The organism is Flavobacterium sp. LHD-85, from assembly GCF_030929595.1.
GTDB lineage: Bacteria > Bacteroidota > Bacteroidia > Flavobacteriales > Flavobacteriaceae > Flavobacterium.
Genome location: NZ_JAVFVR010000021.1, coordinates 23,022 through 43,200, shown reverse-complemented (window position 1 = coordinate 43,200; position 20,179 = coordinate 23,022). Strand labels below are relative to the sequence as shown.

At 33.7% G+C, this 20,179-nt stretch carries 15 protein-coding genes; 14 read left to right on the top strand and 1 reads right to left on the bottom strand.

What is annotated here, in order from left to right:
* Nucleotides 1–555: 555 nt before the first annotated feature.
* The 14 genes from RB618_RS22650 to RB618_RS22585 all read left to right on the top strand — a co-directional run bounded on the left by RB618_RS22650 (nucleotide 556) and on the right by RB618_RS22585 (nucleotide 18,224).
* The gene (locus RB618_RS22650) at nucleotides 556–1,383 is read left to right on the top strand and encodes a prephenate dehydratase (protein ID WP_308070901.1); all 828 of its coding nucleotides are present in this window, start codon (nucleotides 556–558) and stop codon (nucleotides 1,381–1,383) included.
* A gap of 165 nt (nucleotides 1,384–1,548) precedes the next feature.
* Nucleotides 1,549–2,694, top strand: coding sequence for an aminotransferase class I/II-fold pyridoxal phosphate-dependent enzyme (locus tag RB618_RS22645; protein ID WP_308070899.1), 1,146 nt, complete (start codon nucleotides 1,549–1,551; stop codon nucleotides 2,692–2,694).
* A gap of 107 nt (nucleotides 2,695–2,801) precedes the next feature.
* On the top strand, nucleotides 2,802–3,659 hold the full coding sequence (locus RB618_RS22640) for a prephenate dehydrogenase (RefSeq protein ID WP_308070898.1): 858 nt from the start codon (nucleotides 2,802–2,804) through the stop codon (nucleotides 3,657–3,659).
* A gap of 12 nt (nucleotides 3,660–3,671) precedes the next feature.
* Nucleotides 3,672–4,754 (top strand): bifunctional 3-deoxy-7-phosphoheptulonate synthase/chorismate mutase type II, encoded by a 1,083-nt coding sequence (locus RB618_RS22635; protein ID WP_026728420.1) that lies wholly within the window; start codon nucleotides 3,672–3,674, stop codon nucleotides 4,752–4,754.
* Between the two features lie 265 nt (nucleotides 4,755–5,019).
* The gene (gene rsgA, locus RB618_RS22630; protein ID WP_308070897.1) at nucleotides 5,020–5,997 is read left to right on the top strand and encodes a ribosome small subunit-dependent GTPase A; all 978 of its coding nucleotides are present in this window, start codon (nucleotides 5,020–5,022) and stop codon (nucleotides 5,995–5,997) included.
* Nucleotides 5,998–6,092: 95 nt separating this feature from the next.
* Complete coding sequence (gene dtd / locus RB618_RS22625) at nucleotides 6,093–6,545, top strand: D-aminoacyl-tRNA deacylase (protein WP_308070896.1); 453 nt, start codon at nucleotides 6,093–6,095, stop codon at nucleotides 6,543–6,545.
* A gap of 64 nt (nucleotides 6,546–6,609) precedes the next feature.
* On the top strand, nucleotides 6,610–8,517 hold the full coding sequence (locus RB618_RS22620) for a DUF3857 domain-containing protein (protein ID WP_308070895.1): 1,908 nt from the start codon (nucleotides 6,610–6,612) through the stop codon (nucleotides 8,515–8,517).
* Nucleotides 8,518–8,550: 33 nt separating this feature from the next.
* Nucleotides 8,551–10,566: a transglutaminase domain-containing protein gene (locus tag RB618_RS22615; protein WP_308070894.1), complete on the top strand. Its 2,016-nt coding sequence runs from the start codon at nucleotides 8,551–8,553 to the stop codon at nucleotides 10,564–10,566.
* A 3-nt stretch (nucleotides 10,567–10,569) separates the two neighbouring features.
* Nucleotides 10,570–12,558, top strand: a complete 1,989-nt coding sequence (locus RB618_RS22610) for a DUF3857 domain-containing protein (RefSeq protein WP_308070893.1) — start codon at nucleotides 10,570–10,572, stop codon at nucleotides 12,556–12,558.
* 3 nt (nucleotides 12,559–12,561) lie between these two features.
* On the top strand, nucleotides 12,562–12,888 hold the full coding sequence (locus tag RB618_RS22605; protein WP_012022600.1) for a nucleotide pyrophosphohydrolase: 327 nt from the start codon (nucleotides 12,562–12,564) through the stop codon (nucleotides 12,886–12,888).
* A 98-nt stretch (nucleotides 12,889–12,986) separates the two neighbouring features.
* Nucleotides 12,987–14,216, top strand: a complete 1,230-nt coding sequence (locus tag RB618_RS22600; protein WP_308070891.1) for a 3-phosphoshikimate 1-carboxyvinyltransferase — start codon at nucleotides 12,987–12,989, stop codon at nucleotides 14,214–14,216.
* Between the two features lie 354 nt (nucleotides 14,217–14,570).
* On the top strand, nucleotides 14,571–15,620 hold the full coding sequence (gene queA, locus RB618_RS22595) for a tRNA preQ1(34) S-adenosylmethionine ribosyltransferase-isomerase QueA (protein WP_177211934.1): 1,050 nt from the start codon (nucleotides 14,571–14,573) through the stop codon (nucleotides 15,618–15,620).
* 308 nt (nucleotides 15,621–15,928) lie between these two features.
* On the top strand, nucleotides 15,929–17,203 hold the full coding sequence (gene kynU / locus RB618_RS22590) for a kynureninase (RefSeq protein ID WP_308070890.1): 1,275 nt from the start codon (nucleotides 15,929–15,931) through the stop codon (nucleotides 17,201–17,203).
* Between the two features lie 595 nt (nucleotides 17,204–17,798).
* Nucleotides 17,799–18,224, top strand: coding sequence for a YMGG-like glycine zipper-containing protein (locus RB618_RS22585; RefSeq protein WP_308070889.1), 426 nt, complete (start codon nucleotides 17,799–17,801; stop codon nucleotides 18,222–18,224).
* A 56-nt stretch (nucleotides 18,225–18,280) separates the two neighbouring features.
* On the opposite strand, the gene RB618_RS22580 is transcribed toward RB618_RS22585, so the two are convergent.
* Nucleotides 18,281–20,077: a hypothetical protein gene (locus RB618_RS22580; protein WP_308070888.1), complete on the bottom strand. Its 1,797-nt coding sequence runs from the start codon at nucleotides 20,075–20,077 to the stop codon at nucleotides 18,281–18,283.
* Between the last annotated feature and the right edge of the window lie 102 nt (nucleotides 20,078–20,179).

The window sequence follows — 20,179 nt, the reverse complement described above, 5'->3', positions numbered from 1 at the left end:
ATTATTACAATATTTATATTACTATAATCATGAAAGACCCCATCAGGGAATTGATGGAAAAAAGCCAATCGAAATGATAAATCCGTTACCGAAATAAATGACTTTTACAGAAATGACAAAAACACTGAGTAATCTGTGAAATTTGAATTAAATACCCACAAAGATTTGCCCTAATTCGTGAATTCGTGGCGAAAAAAACTTAGAATCTTAGGAGCTTAGTATCTTAGAGTCTCAAAAAAAAGCCATTGTATATATCTCATTTTAAGCCGATTTTTTTATATTATCATACAAAACCTGCTAAATTTGTTAAGAAATCCTTTTTTGTTTCATAAAATGCAATCTTTTTTTTGGTGCACTAAAAATAATTTATACATTCGCAGAGAATTTACAAAATAACACAAACAAAATGGCAAGTAACCGTTTTTATTTTAGCAACAATTTTTATTTCTTCTTTAGTAGAAGTCAGGATTGTGCTATGGTTATTTGAGAAAAATTTTTAAGACAAATAAAACTAATATACAATCCTGATGCAAATCAGGATTTTTTTTTGACTATATGACAACGAAAATTGCAATACAAGGTATTAAAGGATCATTTCATCATCAGGTTGTAAAAGAGTATTTCTCTGAAAATGTGGATATTGATGAGTGTTTGTCTTTTGAAGAATTGATCGACAGCCTTATTGCCGGAAAATCTGATCAGGCTGTAATGGCGATCGAAAATTCAATTGCAGGGCCAATTATTCCAAATTATGCATTGATTGATAAGAATAATTTGCACATAATTGGAGAGCATTATTTAAACATTCAGCAGAATTTAATGGCTTTAAAAGGTCAGAAAATTGAAGACATAAAAGAAGTTCATTCGCACCCAATGGCACTTTTGCAGTGTATGGATTTCCTGAAACAATATCCAAATATCAAATTGGTTGAGGATAAAGATACAGCAGAAACGGCAAGAAGAATTCAGGAAAAACAGTTGACAGGGATTGCAGCAATTGCAAGTGTGACGGCTTCTGAAATGTACGATCTTGATATTATTGCACCATCGATTCAAACGATCAAAAATAATATGACTCGTTTCGTAATCATTAAAAAACAAAATTCATTTTTGCCAGAAAGCGAAATCAACAGAGCCTCTGTAAAATTTGAATTAGATCACAAAAGAGGAAGCTTAGCGGCGGTTTTGAATGTAATGAGCGACTGCAAACTGAATTTGACAAAAATCCAGTCGCTTCCAAAAATTGAAACACCTTGGAAGTATTCATTCTTCGTAGATGTAACATTCGAGAAATACGAAGATTTCGCAAAAGCCAAAACGTTATTAAACATCATGGCAGAGTATTTCAAAGTGTTGGGAGAATATAAGAATACAAGGCCTTAAGGAAGTTAAGGGTTAAAGGTTAGAAGTTAAAAGTTTTGTCAGGCTGAGCGAAGTCGAAGCCCACGTTCCAATTGGAAAGCCCTTCGACTTCGCTCAGGGTGACAAGTCAAAAAGAGAAAAAGCATAGAGCGTAAAGCTTAAAGCATATAGCAAAAATTAAAAACAATGATTACAACAGCAAAACGATTAGACACAGTTGAAGAATACTACTTCTCATCAAAACTAAGAGAAGTTCGTCAGTTGATGTCTGAAGGAAAATCGATCATCAACATGGGAATTGGAAGCCCTGATTTGAGTCCGTCAAAAGCAGTAATTGAAGCAGTCGCTGCAGCAATTCAAGACGAAAACGGGCATGGTTATCAAAGCTATCAGGGATTACCAGAAATGAGGCAGGCGATGGCAGATTTTTATCGTGATCAGTTTGGTGTTGAAGTGAATCCGAATAATGAGATTTTACCATTAATGGGTTCAAAAGAAGGAATTATGCACATTTCGTTGGCGTTTTTAAATGAAGGCGATCACGTTTTAATTCCGAATCCAGGTTATCCAACTTATACTTCGGTAACCAATTTGGTTCAGGCAGTTCCGGTTTATTACGATTTAAAAGAAGAAAACGGATGGGAACCAGATTTTGAAGCTCTTGAAAAACTGGATCTTTCGAAAGTAAAAATTATGTGGATGGGTTATCCACACATGCCAACAGGAGCGAGAGGAAGTTTAGCGTTATTTGAAAAATTGGTTGCTTTTGCTAAAAAACACAACATCTTATTGATCAACGACAATCCGTATAGTTTTGTTTTGAATGATAATCCGATGAGTTTATTGCAAGTTGATGGGGCAAAAGATGTGGCTTTAGAGCTGAATTCGCTAAGTAAAACATTCAACATGGCGGGCTGGAGAGTCGGAATGGTTTTAGGAAATCCTGAAATTATTGATGCAGTTCTAAAAGTAAAAAGCAATATGGACAGCGGAATGTATTACGGAATTCAAAAAGGAGCTATCGCAGCTTTAAAATGTGATAAATCTTGGTTCGAAGACCAAAACAAAATTTACAGACGCCGTAGAGAATTAACAGAAAAGTTAGCTGAAAAGCTAAACTGTAAAGTATATAAAGAAGGAGTTGGACTTTTTGTCTGGGCAAAATTGCCAGAAGGAATCGAATCAGCAGAGAAGTTCATTGACGAAATATTATATGAGAAACATATTTTCATTACACCAGGAACCATTTTTGGAAGTAACGGCGAAGGATATATCAGATTCTCATTGTGTGTGAAAGAAGAAAAAGTACAAGAAGCGATAGACCGATTTTAAGTATTAAGATTTTAGAATCAAGAATCAAGATTTTTATCCAGATTGTCAAGCTGAGCGAAGTCGAAGCCTTTTTAATTGGAATTTAAAATTTTGGAATTTAAAAAATTATGAAAGTATACGTAATAGGAATAGGATTAATAGGCGGTTCGATGGTGTTGGACATCAAAGAAAAGCATCCGAATGCGACTATTTTCGGAATCGACAATAATGAAAAACATTTGCAGGAAGCAATTGATCTTGGAGTTATTGACGAAGCGGGAAGCTTCGAAGATTTACAAAAAGCAGATTTTGTAATCGTTTCGGTTCCGGTTGATGTTGCGCTGACAGTGTTGCCTAAAGTTCTGGATGCAGTTGGAGATAAAACGATAGTTTTTGAAGTAGGATCGACAAAAAAGCCAATCTGCGATGTGGTGGCCAATCATCCGAAAAGAAGAAATTTTATTGCCACGCATCCAATTGCCGGAACAGAGTTTTCCGGACCATCAGCAGCAATAAAAGGTTTGTTTAACGGAAAGACAAACATTATTTGTGAAGTAGAAAAAACTGCTTTCAAATTGCAGGAAAAAGCGTTGCAGCTTTTCAGCGAAATAGGAATGAGAATTCGATATATGGATCCAGTTTCGCACGACAAACACATTGCTTACGTTTCGCATCTATCGCACATTAGTTCGTTTATGCTCGGAAAAACAGTAATGATAAAAGAAAAAGACGAACAGGATATTTTTGATATGGCGGGAAGTGGATTTGAAAGTACTGTTCGTTTGGCAAAAAGTTCACCAGCAATGTGGACACCCATTTTTAAACAAAACAAAGAATACGTTCTGGAAACCTTAGAAGGTTATATTGCAAATTTGACTCAGTTTAGAGATTTGTTGGCAGACGACAATTATAACGCCATTTTTGAAGAAATGGAAAGCGTAAATAAAATTAGAGAAATATTAAACGGAATAACTATAAAAAAGTAAACTATAAAAACGATGGAAAATAAGAAAGAAATGAGAAAGTGGTTAGAAGATTTCAATTTAAATCACCCACTTGTGATAGCTGGACCTTGTAGTGCAGAAACTGAAGATCAGGTTTTGAAAATTGCTCACGAATTAAAAGATTCAAAAGTAAGCGTATTCAGAGCTGGAATCTGGAAACCAAGAACTCGTCCAGGAGGATTTGAGGGTGTTGGTGAAATTGGATTAAAATGGTTGCAAAAAGCTAAAGCTGAAACTGGTTTATTAATGGGAACTGAAGTTGCAACTGCAGCTCACTGTAAACTGGCTTTAGAACACGATATCGATGTATTATGGGTTGGTGCACGTACAACGGCAAACCCTTTCGCAGTTCAGGAAATTGCTGATACTTTAAAAGGAACTGACAAAATTGTTTTGGTTAAAAACCCAGTAAACCCAGATTTAGCTTTATGGTTAGGTGGTGTTGAGCGTTTGCACATGGCTGGAATCGAGAAATTGGGAGTTATCCACAGAGGTTTCTCTACTTACGAAAAAACAAAATACAGAAACATTCCAGAATGGCAGATTGCTATCGAATTGCAAAATAAATTCCCTGATTTACCTTTAATCATCGATCCATCTCACATTACTGGAGATCGTAAAATGATTTTCGAAGTAACTCAAGAGGCTTTAGACTTGAACTACGATGGTATGATTATCGAAACGCATATCGATCCAGACAACGCTTGGTCTGATGCAGCTCAGCAAGTAACTCCAGATGCTTTGAAACAAATCATCAAAGATTTGACTATCAGAAAAACAGACGATACTACAGACGAGTACAGCCAAAAAATGAAAAAATTAAGAGCTAATATCGACGTTTTGGATGCTAACTTATTAGAGTTATTAGGGAAACGTATGAAAGTAGCTGACGAAATTGGTCAGGTGAAAAAAGATGCAAACGTTGCGATTCTTCAGAACAACCGTTGGAACGAAATCTTAGGAAAAATGATTCTAGAAGGGGAGAAAAAAGGTCTTACTGAAGAATTCGTTTTAAGAATGTTCAAAGCGATTCACCAAGAAAGTATCGGACACCAAGAGAAAATTTTCAACGCATAATTTTCTTTAAAACATATAAGTGATATAAGATAATTTAAGTTTTGTAAAAGCTTTGTTATTGAGTTTAATTATATCACACATTTAAAATTAGATTGTTTTTTAAAGATCCCTGTTACTTTTGAAAAAAAGTGATGGGGATTTTTTGTTAGAAGGACTTCTATTTATATTCACTTATATAACTTATATGGTTTAAATTATTCATTTATCTTTGCAAAGATTTAGGTTTTTAATTTAAAATCTAAAATCAGCAATTTAAAATTAAAGAATGACAGGAACCGTATACAAATCTACAGGAAGCTGGTACACCGTAAAATCTGAAAAAGGAGATTTTATAGAATGCCGTATGAAAGGGAAATTTAGAATAAAAGGTATCAAAAGTACCAACCCAATTGCTGTAGGCGATATTGTTGATTATGAATTGGAGGAAACGTCAGATGCCGTTACCGGAATGATTCATAATATTCACGAAAGAAAAAACTATATCGTTCGTAAATCGGTTAACTTGTCAAAACAGATTCACATTATTGCTTCCAATATCGATCAGGTTTTTTTATTGGTTACGATTGATAATCCGCCAACAACTACAAGTTTTATTGACCGTTTTTTGGTTACCGCCGAAGCCTATGGAATTGAAGCTGTTTTGATTTTTAATAAAATCGATACTTTAAATGATCAGACTTTAGATGATCAGCTTTATCTGCAGCATATTTATCAGGAAATTGGGTATAAATGTCTTCGAATTTCATCAACAGAAAATAAAGGTGTTGACAAATTGAAAGAAATGATGATCGGGAAAGTAAGTATGTTTTCTGGACATTCGGGAGTTGGAAAATCAACTTTGGTCAATGCAATGGAACCTAGTCTTCATTTGAAAACCTCGGTGATTTCAGAACAAAGCAAGCAAGGACAGCACACTACAACTTTTGCAGAAATGTACGATTTGTCTTTTGATGCCAGAATTATTGATACTCCAGGAATCAAAGGTTTTGGAATCGTTGATATGGAACCAACAGAAATCACCGATTATTTTCCAGAATTCTTCAAATTGAAAGATCAATGTAAGTTTAACAATTGTTTACACAAAGAAGAACCGCATTGCGCCATAAAAGCAGCTTTGGAAAAAGACGAAATCGCTTGGTCAAGATATAATAGTTATCTTAAAATCCTTGAAGGTGATGATGAGCACTATCGTACTGACACGTATGGTGAAGATCGTGCTGCGAGTGATGAAACGAGAAAGTAAAATTAGTCGAAAGTCAAAAGTCGAAAGTCTTAAAGTTTTTTAGAAACGTGCTAGGCTTTTGACTTTTGACTTTTGACTTTCAGACTTAAAAATAAATGAAAGTAGTAATTCAAAGGGTTTCCCAAGCGTCAGTAACAGTCGATTCTAAAATTGTTGCCGATATTCAAAAAGGTTTATTGGTTTTAGTCGGAATAGAAGAGGCCGACACTCAGGAAGATATTGATTGGCTTGCTGGAAAAATCATAAAGATGAGAATTTTTGGAGACGAAAATGATGTTATGAACTGCTCGGTTCAGGATATTGACGGAGATATTATTGTGGTAAGTCAATTTACACTTCACGCTTCTACAAAAAAAGGAAATCGCCCTTCTTATATAAAAGCCGCCAAACCAGATTTTGCAATCCCAATGTATGAAAACTTTGTTCAGGCATTAGAAAAAGAGTTGGGGAAGAAGGTTCAAACTGGAATTTTTGGTGCGGATATGAAAGTCAGCCTTTTAAATGATGGCCCAGTTACAATCGTAATGGATAGCAAAAACAGGGAGTAAAATATTATTAAACATTTGTTAAGGATTTCTGAAAATAATATATATTTGACGAAAATCCCTACTAATGAAAAACCTTTGTTGCGCATTATTTTTTATTTTATTTACCGCAAGTATTACTGCTCAAAAGAGTATTTATCCTATATTTTCTATTCCTGATAGTTTAACGCAAAATGCCAATGCTGTTCTTCGCTTAGACCAAATGGATATAGTCATTGCTTCACAAAGAAGCATGAATATTAAAACTCAAAGAGTCGTTTCTGTTTTAAATGAAAAAGGTTTAAAAGATATTGATGCCTTTAGTCATTATGATAAAACAACTTCAATAAAAAATATTGAAGCTATTGTTTATGATGCTTTAGGAAATGAGATAAAGAAAATAAAAAGAAAAGATTTTAGGGATCAGAGCGCCGTAAGCGGAAGCACTCTTTTCTCAGATAATCGAGTAGTTTTTTTAGATTACACTCCGATTTCATATCCTTTTACAATTGCTTTTACGTGCGAAACTGAAACGTCAAATACAGCATTTATTCCGCAATGGTATTTTATTGGTAATTATTACGTAAGCATAGAAAAATGTATTTTGAATGTTACTTATCCAAAAGGATTGGGCTTTAAGAAGAAAGAGTTCCGATTTGATAATTTCAATATAAAAAAAACAGTCGATACTGACACCAATTTAAGTTATTTAGCAACAAATATACTTGCTCAAAAACAAGAAGATCTTAGTCCTTCTCCTTCAGATCTTTTTCCTAAAGTCATGATGGGGTTAGAAAACTTCCACTTAGAAGGAGTCGACGGAAATGCTACTACTTGGGAAGCATTTGGTAAATGGTATGGAGATAAAATCTTAACTGGCACAACTATTTTGCCTGAAGAAACCAAAACAAAAATCAAAGCTCTTGTTGGAGACGAAAAAGATCCTGTTAAGAAAGCCAAAATCATTTACGATTATGTGCAGAAAAAATCCCGATATGTAAACATCGCAGTTGGTATTGGCGGCTGGAAACCTATGCTGGCCAATGATGTTGATCGGTTAGGATATGGAGATTGCAAAGCATTATCAAATTATACAAAAGCACTTTTGAAGGTTGTAGACGTTCCTTCATATAATACTATTTTATATGGCAATCGCTATAAAGAAGATATTCAGTCTGATTTTGTTTCGATGCAAGGAAATCATATGATTTTGGCAATTCCTAATAAAGATAATTACATCTGGCTAGAATGCACAAGTCAAGATGATCCATTTGGATATCAAGGAACATTTACAGACGATAGGAATGTTTTGGTTGTAAAGCCAGAGGGAGGAGAAATTGTGCGAACTAAAATCTATGATGATAAAGGAAACACTCAAGATGGCAAAGGAGTGTATACAATTGACCAAACAGGAAATTTTTCTGGAGCATTAAAAATAGCGTCTCAAGGAAGTGTATATGCTTCTAAATCTAGAGTAGAAACTATGCAACCAAACGAAAAAGAAGAGCATTACAAAGAATACTGGGATAATATTAATAACCTGAAGTTGGGCAAAATTACTTTTACCAATGATAAAGAAAATGTTCGTTTTACTGAAGATGTTCAAATAAGTGCTGCAAATTACGGAACGCTGACTGGGAATAAAATGATTTTTGTAGTTGATGCTTTCAATCAATATACAGGAAATGTAAAACGAATTAGGAACCGCAAAAATCCATTTCAAATTCAGCGTGGCTATTTAGATACTGATGAAATTGAAATCAATCTTCCCGAAGGTTATCAGATAGAATTCCTGCCCTCAAATTATGAGTTAAAAGGAAAATTTGGCGAGTATAAAACCGAAATCATAAAAAAAGACAATAACAAATTGACTTATAAAAGGTCTATGTTTCTAAACAAAGGAAAATATTCGAGCAAAGAATATGATGAGTATCGTCTGTTTATGGAGCAAGTTTCAAGAAACGATAACGCTAAAATAATATTGACCAAAAACTAACAAGTGTAACCAAAAGCAAACCAAAAATTACCAATGAAAATTATTAAATTGTTTAGCCTTACTGCGATTTTATTAATCGCTTCAAAAGCGATGGCGCAGGAATTTAAATTAGGAAAAGTATCCATAGCAGAATTAGAACAAAAGGCGCACCCGAAAGATTCTGCAGCGGCAGCTGCTATTTTGTATAAAAAAGGGACAGCAAGAATTGAATATGATCCTAATGATGGTTTTGTCACATTAACTGATGTGGAAACTAGAATTAAAATCTATAGAAAAGAAGGATACGATTGGGCCAACCAAGCAGTATGGTATCAAAACAACAGTAACTTAAAAGAAAAAGTTTTTTTTGGTGATGTGGTTACTTATAATTTAGTGAATGGTAAAATTGAGAAAACAAAGCTGAAGAGTGACGGAGTTTTTGATGAAGTCTTAAGTAAATACGTAGCTCAGAAGAAAATGACAATGCCAAATGTAAAAGAAGGGTCTGTAATAGAGTTTCGATATACTATAAAATGTCCGAGTCCTAGAATTATCAGAGAATGGGCTTTTCAATCCAGTATTCCTGTTAATTATTCTGAATTCTCAACTTTTATTCCTGAATATTATGTTTTTAATTCAAGACAAAAAGGATATCTATTTCCCAAAGTTACCACAGCAAGAAATCCAAAATCCGTAACTTTTAATATTAAAGAAAGAAACTTGGGACCTGGTTCTGCGCCTACTACTTTTTCAACAGAGAAACATGATTATATGGAGAATCAAACCACTTTTATTGCTACAGATTTACCTGCAATGAAAGATGAAGCTTATGTAAATAATATAGAAAACTATATGTCGGCGGTTTCTCATGAGTTATCATTGACAAAGTTTCCAAATTCTCCAATGAAAGAATATTCCTCAGATTGGAATTCTGTTGTAAGAACAATTTATGAATATGACGATTTTGGTCCTGAATTAAATAAAACAGGATATTTTGAAGAGGATTTGAAAAAGCTGCTTGCAGAGACTAAAACACCAGAAGAAAAAATCTGGGTTATTTTTAATCATGTAAAAGCAAATATAAAGTGGAACAGTTACACCGGTTATGCCTGTGATAATGGCGTGAAAAAAGCGTATAAAGAAAAAACAGGTAACATTGCCGATATTAATCTAATGCTTACTGCAATGTTGCGTTATTCAGGATTAACAGCAAATCCTGTTTTAGTAAGTACACGTTCAAACGGAATTGCTCTTTTCCCAAACAGAACAGCATTCAATTATGTAATTGCTGCAGTTGAAACGCCAAACGGAAATATTTTGCTAGATGCAACTGACAAATATTCGATTCCAAATGTTTTACCATTGAGAGTTTTAAATTGGTCAGGAAGATTGATCAGAAAAGACGGGTCGTCGGAAGAAATTAATTTAATGCCAGAAAAAACTTCGGCCGATAATGTTTTTATGAATTATAGTATTGATAATACTGGAAAAGTTACAGGTAAGACAAGAAGACAGTGCATGGATTATAATGCAATGATTACACGAAGTAATATTGAAAGCTTAAAAGAAGAAGAATATTTAGAAAAACTAGAAAACCAAAATAATAAAATAGAAATTAGTGAGTACTCAAAAACGAATGAAAAAGATATGCTTCTTCCAATTATAGAAACGTATTCTTTTACAGGAAATAATCTATGCGAGCTAATTGGCGATAAAATATACGTAAGTCCAATGTTGTTTTTTACCAACGATAAAAACCCTTTTAAGCAAGAAGTGCGAGAATATCCAGTTGATTTTAGTTATCCTTTTGCAGATAAGTATAATATCACAATTAAGATTCCAGAAGGTTTTGCAGTTGAAACATTGCCAGCTCCGGCGGCACTAACAATGGAAGATAATCTGGGTGCTTTTAAATTTAATATTGCAGCCAATGGTGATACTTTACAATTATCTATTTTACATCAGATAAATGAAGCGATTGTTTCTACCGAAAAGTATGATATGCTAAAAGAATATTATAAGACGATGATTGCTAAACAAACAGAAAAAATCGTTTTAAAACGTATTTAAATTATGCCAAGGTTTCTCCTAATTTTTATTGCCTTTTTTTGGAGTACAATTACCATTCAAGCTCAGAATTATGACTTGGGTAAAGTAACAATTGCAGAATTAAACGAGAAAGTTCATCCTAAAGATAGCAGCGCCCCCGCTGCTATCTTGTTTAAAAAAGGAAGGACTTATTTTGGCTATAATAAAGATGTTGGATTTTATGCCAATCATGTTTGCGAAGTAAAAATCAAAATTTATAAGAAAGAAGGTCTAAGCTGGGCCGATCAGAAAGTGCGTTTTTATATCGGTTATGAAAAGTTAAATGAGGATCGCTTAGAATTTTCTGAAGCGGTGACGTATAATTTAGAGAACGGAAACATTATAAAAACAAAACTAAATAATCAGGGAGAATTTAAAACTAAGATTAATAAGTATTGGAAAGAAAAAACGATCACTTTACCAAATGTGAAAGTAGGTTCTATCATTGAATACAAATATGTCTTAAGATCTGAAAACCTTATAAAATTTCCAGATTTCGATATTCAGTTTGATATTCCTGTTAACTATTTTTATTATAAAACACAGATTCCAGAGTTTTATATCTATAAACCGCTTTTGATCGGCGGAATTCCGCTCGAAACGGAATCTAAATTTACAAGTGCCAGTCAGAGTTTTGATAATCTTTACAGTCAGACAAGCTCATTTAGCTATAAACAAATTGAAACCTTTTATACAGGAAAAGACGTTCCAGCATTAAAAGAAGAACCTTATATAAATAATCTAGAAAATTATCGAGGAAGCATTCAGCAAGAACTTGAAAGGGTTCGTCTTCCAGATCAGCCGGTTAAAGATTACAGTTTAACTTGGGAAGGTGTTGCCAAAACTATTTTTAAAGACGAAAGTTTTGGTAAGCAGCTTAATGAAACTACATTATTTACAGATGATCTGAATAAATTGTTGTCTAACGTAGAAGATAAAAATGAAAGATTGAATCTGATTTTTACCTATGTTAAAAATCGAATGAACTGGAATGAGATTAATAGCTGTTATACAGAAAAAGGAGTTGAAAAAGCATACAAAGAACAAACAGGAAATGTTGCGGAGATCAATTTTATTTTGATAAATATGCTTCGTGTGGCTGGTATAGAAGCAAATCCGGTTTTAGTAAGTACAATCCAAAATGGACTTCCGGTTTATCCCACAAGAACAGGATTCAATTATGTTATAGCTGCAGCTGAAATTGACGGTAAAAGAATTCTTCTAGATGCAACTCGTAAGCTTACAACTCCTAACATTTTGCCATTAAATGTTCTAAATTGGAAGGGAAGATTAATTATGAAAGATGGAAATTCACAAGAAATTGAATTAGATCCAGCAATACAGTCAAAAGAAATTTACAGCCTTATAGTCAAAATTGATCCTGACGGAAAAATGAATGGTCAAGGTAGAGTACAGCGAACAGAATATGATGCGTATAGTTTCAGAGAAGAAAACAAGGCCAAAACGGAAGACGCTTATCTTGAAAAATTTGAAAATAATTTGGGAGGTTTGAACATCTCCAATTATAAAATAGAGAATCAGAAATCAAATTTAGATCAGTCTGTTATAGAAACTTTCTCTTTTGCTTCTGGAAGCCGCTCAGATATTATTCAGGGTAAGATTTTCGTCAATCCATTATTGTTTTTTACCCGAAGTAAAAACCCGTTTAATCAGGAAAGAAGACAAATGCCTGTTTATTTCGGATATAAAAACATGGAAAAGTACAATTTTAGTATTCAGATTCCAGAAGGATATGCTGTAGAATCTATACCCAAACCGATAAAGATAACTTCAGAAGATAAACAGATGTCGTTTATCTTAAATTTTTCAGTTACAGAAAACAAAATTCAAATTGTAAGCCAAAAAGAAATCAACAATAGTATTTTTGCAGCTGAGGATTACGGAATGATAAAAGAGTTTTTTCAGAAGATGATTGTAAGCCAAAATGAAAAAATAATTCTTAAAAAGATATAGAAGATGGATTTGAAAAATGCACAGTTAGATGTTGATACTTGGATAAAAGAACACGGAGTTCGCTATTTTAACGAATTGACCAATATGGCACAGCTAACAGAAGAAGTTGGCGAGGTTGCTAGAATTATTGCCCGCCGATATGGTGAACAATCTGAAAAAGAAAGCGATAAAAACAAAGATTTAGGCGAAGAATTGGCAGATGTTGTTTTTGTCGTGTTGTGTTTGGCTAATCAAACAGGAATCGATTTACAGGCTGCTTTTGACAAAAAAATGGATCTAAAATCGGTTAGAGATAAAGATCGTCACAAAAACAATGATAAATTGAAATAATTGTGAAATTTCAGCGTGAATTTTGATTTACGGGCGAGGAGTGGTAAATTGCACGCTTGGATTATGTTACTCATAATTCGCAACTCATAACTAATATCATGAATTTAAAATTAACGACGAATTCACCATTCAACATTGATGATTCGCAACTAAATATTACAGGTTCTAAAAGTGAAACGAACCGTTTACTATTATTAAAAGCATTATTCCCAAATATTACTTTAGCCAATACTTCTAATTCTGATGATAGTGAAGTTATGCAAAAAGCTTTAGCAGGGAATGACGAAATTGTAGACATTCACCATGCGGGAACAGCAATGCGTTTCTTGACTGCTTATTTTGCTGTAAACGAAGGAAGAGAAGTAGTAATGACAGGTTCAAGCAGAATGCAGGAACGTCCAATCAAAATTTTGGTTGATACTTTAAGACAATTGGGAGTTGAAATCTCTTATGAAAAAGAAGAAGGATATCCGCCGATTCGAATTAAAGGAAAAAAAGTTACGGCTTCAAAAGTAAACTTGGCAGCAAATGTGAGCAGCCAGTATATTTCTGCGCTTCTATTAGTGGCTTCAAAATTAGACAATGGTTTAGAGTTGACTTTAGAAGGAGAAATTACTTCAATTCCATATATCAAAATGACTTTGGCTTTGCTAGCTGATTTAGATATTAAAACAAGCTTTGAAGGAAACGTCATCAAAGTTTATCCGAAAGAAGCGGTTGAATCAAAAGAAATGGTTGTAGAATCTGACTGGAGTTCGGCTTCTTATTTCTTTAGTTTAGTAGCTTTGTCCGATGCTGCAAAAATCACTTTGAGCAGTTACAAAGAAAACAGCCTTCAAGGAGATTCTGAATTGGTTTCTCTGTATGAGAACATGGGAGTAAAGACAACTTTTCAAAACAATAAAATGACTTTGGAAAAAGTAGCTGGATTCAATTATCAAGATGTAAATTTTGAATTAAATAATACACCAGATATCGCTCAGACAATTGTAGTAACTTGTTTAGGTTTAGGAATTGGATGCCACTTAACAGGACTTCATACTTTAAAAATTAAAGAAACAGACCGACTTGAAGCATTGAGAATCGAGCTTACTAAATTAGGAGCTAATATTTCTGTTACTAATGATAGCTTGACTTTATTGCGTTCTGGCGATATTAATCATGATGTGCATATTGCAACATACAATGATCACCGTATGGCAATGGCATTTGCACCTTTAGCAATAAAAGTTCCAATTGTTATTGATGATGCCGAAGTAGTTTCTAAATCGTATCCAGATTTCTGGAATGATTTAAAAGCCTTGAACTTTCAAATAACAGAATTGTAAATTTTTTGAACCATATAAGTGATATAAGTTCATTTAAATTAAAGCGCAATAAAACATAGCCTCTGGTTTCAACCAGAGGTTTTTTTATATGTATCTAAAAGCAAACCCGACAGGTTTTAAAACCTGTCGGGTTTAAATAGTACATAAAAAATTCTAGTTAATATGAACTTATATCACTTATATGGTTCGAAAAAACGTTTTTAATGGTTCTCGAAACCTCACAAAATCAAGGACTTTTGAAAATAAAAGCCAAAACACTTGACAACGCCTATCTCACAATCGTATATTTGCAACCGATTTAAAATTTTAGATAAACAAATCTAAAAGCTACACTCTAAAATCAACAATTCAAATATGAAATTATCACACTTCAATTTCAATTTACCGAAAGAACTTTTGGCTGAATTTCCAGCAGAAAACAGAGATGAATCTCGTTTAATGGTAATTGACCGTAAAAAAAACACAATCGAACATAAAATGTTTAAAGACGTGATCAACTATTTTGATGACGGAGACGTTTTAATTCTTAATAATACAAAAGTTTTCCCTGCACGTTTGTACGGAAACAAAGAAAAAACTGGAGCTAGAATTGAGGTTTTCTTGTTAAGAGAATTAAATTCAGAGCAACGCCTTTGGGATGTTTTAGTAGATCCTGCTAGAAAAATCCGTATTGGTAACAAACTTTATTTTGGTGATGACGATTCGTTAGTTGCTGAGGTAATTGACAATACAACTTCTCGTGGTAGAACATTACGTTTCTTATACGATGGTTCTTATGAAGAATTCAGAAACAAATTGACAGAACTTGGAGAAACTCCGATTCCTAAATACATCAACAGAGAAGTAACTGCTGAAGATGCTGAAAGATACCAAACAATCTATGCAAAAGAAGAAGGAGCTGTAGCGGCACCAACTGCTGGTTTGCACTTCTCAAAACACCTTTTGAAAAAATTAGAAATCAAAGGAGTAAACTTTGCTGAGGTAACTTTACACGTTGGTTTAGGAACTTTTAACCCAGTTGAGGTTGAAGATTTATCTAAACACAAAATGGATTCTGAGGAATTAATCATTACTCAAGAAGCTTGTGATATTGTTAATGAAGGAAAAGCAAAGAAAAAACGTATCTGTGCTGTAGGAACAACTTCTATGCGTGCAATCGAAAGTTCTGTTTCTTCTGCTAATACTTTAAATCCTTACGAAGGATGGACAAATAAATTTATTTTCCCTCCTCACGATTTCAGTATTGCAAACTGTATGATCACAAACTTCCACACACCAAAATCAACTTTATTAATGATGATTTCTGCTTTCTGTGGTCACGATTTAATGAAAAAAGCATACGACGAAGCAATCAAAGAAGGATACAAATTCTATTCTTACGGAGACGCGATGTTAATTCTTTAATTAGAATTTATCATATAAAAAGACCCGACTAGTTTTTATAACCTGTCGGGTTTTTTATTTGTTTCAAGTTTCAGGCTTCAAGTTTGACATTCGTTGAGAAATTTAAACGCAAAGAACGCAAAGGTTTTTTGCTCAGTATGTGTTTACCAGAAACAAAAAGAACGCAAAGCTTTGCGAACTTAGCGTTTATAAACATTAGCCTTGATAAAAAAGACTTTGCGAACTTTGCGTTAAAAAACACGCAAAGCATATCAACCTGAAACAAAACAAACATTTTTTGTTATTTTAGCAAGCAAAACAAAAACACAATGACTTTTCAAAATACACGCGAATTTGCACGAGAGCTAGATTCGAAAGACGCATTAAACCATTATCAGGATCAATTTATTTTTCCGAAAGTAAATGACAAACGAGTAATCTATTTTACAGGAAACTCATTAGGATTACAGCCAAAACGCACAAAAGCTTATATCGATGAAGTAATGAACGATTGGGCAGAATTGGCAGTTGAAGGTCATTTTTATGCCGAAAAACCTTGGTGGGATTATCAGGAAAGATTTGCAGAACCGTTGAGCAAGATTGTTGGAGCACTACCATCAGAGGTTACAGTGATGAATACTTTAACAGTGAATCTTCATTTATTGATGGTTTCATTTTATCAGCCAAAAGGGAAACGTTATAAAATTATTTGCGAAGAAAAAGCTTTCCCGTCAGATCAATATATGTTTCAGAGCCAAGTGAACTTTCACGGATACAAACCAGAAGATGCGATTGTAGAAATTAAACGCAGAGAAGGAGAACATAATATTCGTCTAGAAGATGTTTTAGCAAAAATTGAAGAAGTTGGTGATGAACTAGCATTAGTTTTAATTGGCGGAGTTAATTATTATACAGGACAAGTTTTTGATATTAAAACGATAACTGCAGCGGGACAAAAAGTTGGAGCAAAAGTGGGTTGGGATTTAGCACATGCTGCTGGAAATATCAAACTAGAACTTCACGATTGGAATGTAGATTTTGCCGCTTGGTGCAGTTATAAATATATGAATTCAGGCCCAGGAAATGCTTCTGGCTGTTTTGTTCACGAAAAACATCATAATTCAGACTTGCCAAGATTTGCGGGTTGGTGGGGACACAACAAAGAGCGCCGTTTTAAAATGGAACCTACCTTTGATCCCGTTCATGGAGCCGATGGATGGCAGATTAGTAATCTTCCAGTTCTATCTTTAGCGCCATATTTGGCATCAGTAGAAATGTTTGCTGAGGTTGGAATGGATGCTTTAATTAAAAAACGTGACCATATTACTTCATATCTGGAATTTATTCTTCACGAAATTGATAAAGAAGTAGAAAGTACTTTCGAAATTATTACACCTTCAAACCCGGAAGAAAGAGCTTCACAATTATCGGTTTTTCTTCATGGAGAAGGAAGAGCATTATTTGATTATTTAATGAAAAACGGTGTTATTACCGATTGGCGTGAACCAAACGTTATTCGTCTAGCGCCAGTTCCTTTGTATTGTTCTTATGAAGATATGTATGACTTTGGACAAATTCTTAAAAAAGGAATTTTAGGGAAGTAGAAGTTAATTTCGCAAAGGCGCGAAGACGCAAAGTTTTTTTAAAGCCACAGATTAAAAGGATTAAAAAAAGATTTTTTTCTCAATAGCCTCCAGCTTTAGCTGGAGGTATTAAAGATGAAGTTAAGAGGGCTTTAGCCAAACTATACTTGTTTGGCTAAAGCCTTTTTCTTTTGATTAATTTTTCATCCAGCTAAAGCTGGACGCAATTGAACTTAAAAGTTTTATTTAAAGCCACAAATTCAAAGGATTAAAAAGATTTTTTTCAATAGCCTCCAGCTTTAGCTGGAGGTGTTAAATATGGAGTTACGAAGGCTTTAGCCAAACTATACTTGTTTGGCTAAAGCCTTTTTCTTTTGATCAATTTTTTATCCAGGTTTTAGCTGAATATTATTGAACTTAAAAAAACAAAACTTTGCGTCTTCGCTCCCGATAGCTATCGGGATTGCGAGATTAAATCATCAGTTTAAAAAATAAAACTCAGCGAGAAATACCGCAGAAATCTTCAAATCTTATAAACTTTCTAAAAAATTCTGTAATAACCAATATAGCAGATATTAAGAACTTTGTGATGTATAATTTTTTAAAACTTATAATCATGAAAGGCTTATATATTTTATTGACCGTGATATTTTTAACTTCTTGTCAACAACAAAACAAAGAAGATATAAATAAAGCCAAACAAGCCAGCATTGATTCAATGAAAGTTGAGATTAACAAACAGCGTGTTATCGATTCGATGAAGACTGAAATGGCGAAATTAAATGAGGAAAAGATCGAAGCTCAAAAAGAGAAAGTTGTTGTAGTGCATCAGCAAGACGCAACAGCTGCTGTACCAGCTAAAAAGAAAGGTTGGAGCGCAACTGCTAAAGGTGCTGTAATTGGTGCTGGAGTAGGAGCGGCAACAGGGGCAATTGTCAGTAAGAAAAAAGGAGAAGGAGCCATTATTGGTGGTTTAGCCGGAGCTGCAGTTGGAACAGGAACAGGGGCTGTTATTGACAGTAAAAACCAAAAGAAAGAATAGTTATTTTATAAATAAAAACAAACCCCAAATTATCATCTAATTTGGGGTTTTCAATTTTAAACCAACTCTGAAACGGGAATTTTTATACCAACTAATTCTGATTTACAAGAATCGAGTTGATTTAAGTCTCCTTTAAAGGCTATAGTCGATTCAAATAAATTTTTATAATACTCAATTCCATCTAACAGATTAGATTTAAAAGTAGTCCATTTTTTAAGCTGAGCTGTTGTAAGTTCTCCAGAAATAGATTGAATCTCATTTCTAAAATACGTAATGTACATTTTAAGCTCTTTTATAAACAAGTTTGGGCGCTCAGTTCTAATAACTGATTTGCCTTGATAAATATGTTGGATCATTTCTTTTAAAGAAACTTCCTGATCAAAATAAGCTAAGTTTGGTCCAGGGCAAATTACTACGCCTTGTGCCTGACCTTTTATTTTAATGTCATTTTCTAGATAAGAAGCATTGGCCAAACCAACACACAGACACGATTTTTCGGTGATTTTGATTTTACTTTTCTCCAACTCATCAATAGATAACGAATCTTTTTTTGCTTCTAATTCTTCCAGTTTAATATCTTGATATTTTTTTGAAGCCGTGCAAATTCCGTGCGGATCGTATTCTTTGCTTAAAGCTAAAAATTTCTTCGGACAAGAACTTCCTGCTTTATTTTCATGAATTCGTTTTTGCTTTAAAAATTCATTGGTAGTGCCTTTCAAAGTATTAAAAGGAACACCCAAAGGGGAAATATTGCTTAAGTAAAAATCATCCTCTTTGGCATTCATCAATAAATTGCGAGTTTCTTTATCAACAGATGTTGCTTCAGGAACCAATAAAAATGGAGAGCCCCAGCCAACAGAATCAACATTATATTCATCTAATAAAAATTCGTGTTCTGCTGCAGTTCCGACACCGCCTTGAACAGTAATTTTTAATTCTAAAGGATTTTTAGGAACAGGCTGATTTTTTGCTTGTAAAGCTTTAATCATTAAATCGTGGGCAGATTGTACCAATTGATCTTTTTTCTGCTTGAATTCCTCTAAAATAGTGCCTAATAAGAGTCCATCGGTAGCAAAAGCGTGTCCGCCACAGTTTAATCCCGATTCAATTCGGTATTCTGAAACCCAAAGACCTTTTTTAGCCAAGAAATTTCCTTGAATCATAGCCGATCTAAAATCACTTACTTTTAAGATGATTTTCTTTTTCAGTTCATTATTTTCATTTGGAAAAAAATCTTTGAAGTTTTCGAAATACCCAAACAATCTCGGATTCATTCCTGCAGAAAGTACCACCGAAGATTCCAGATTACTATTGGCAAAACCTCTTAATGCGGCATGCGCATCATTAAATTCAACTGGAAGCTGTTCGTTTTTGACAAAATTATCTTTGTCTAATTTAGTCATAATGTTAACATCGATTTCACCAGGAAGAAGGTGTGTTTCGATGTAATTTTGAATGTTTTCTTTAAAGGCAATTCCGTCATCCAATAAATTCTGGAAACCTTTTTTGATATCAGAAGTATTTGGTAGCATCGACATGAAATTTTCAAGAGCTGTTTTGCTTTCCGCCAATTCTGTTTTAAAATTTTCGAATTTTTCTTTTACGATTTTATCGACTAAATTCAAATAAGAGGTAATTCTTTCAGCACGGTAGTCGTGAAATTTTTGAGTAATTTCTTCATATGGAATATTGAATTTTGTGCTGTAAAAATTACGCATTTTATCAATCAGATCATCGTCAGCAAGAGCCACAACCGATGAAATTCCATACTGCGCGACTCTAATAGGACTGTCTATAGTATAAGCCAATCCCATTACCGGAATATGAAAAGTATGCAGATTATTTTTTGTCATTTGTATTCGGATTAAAATAGGAACAAATGAAGAAAAATAAATTTTCCTAAAACCTGATAATTGTCAGGTTTGCAGATTGGTTGCCACGAATTACACGAATTT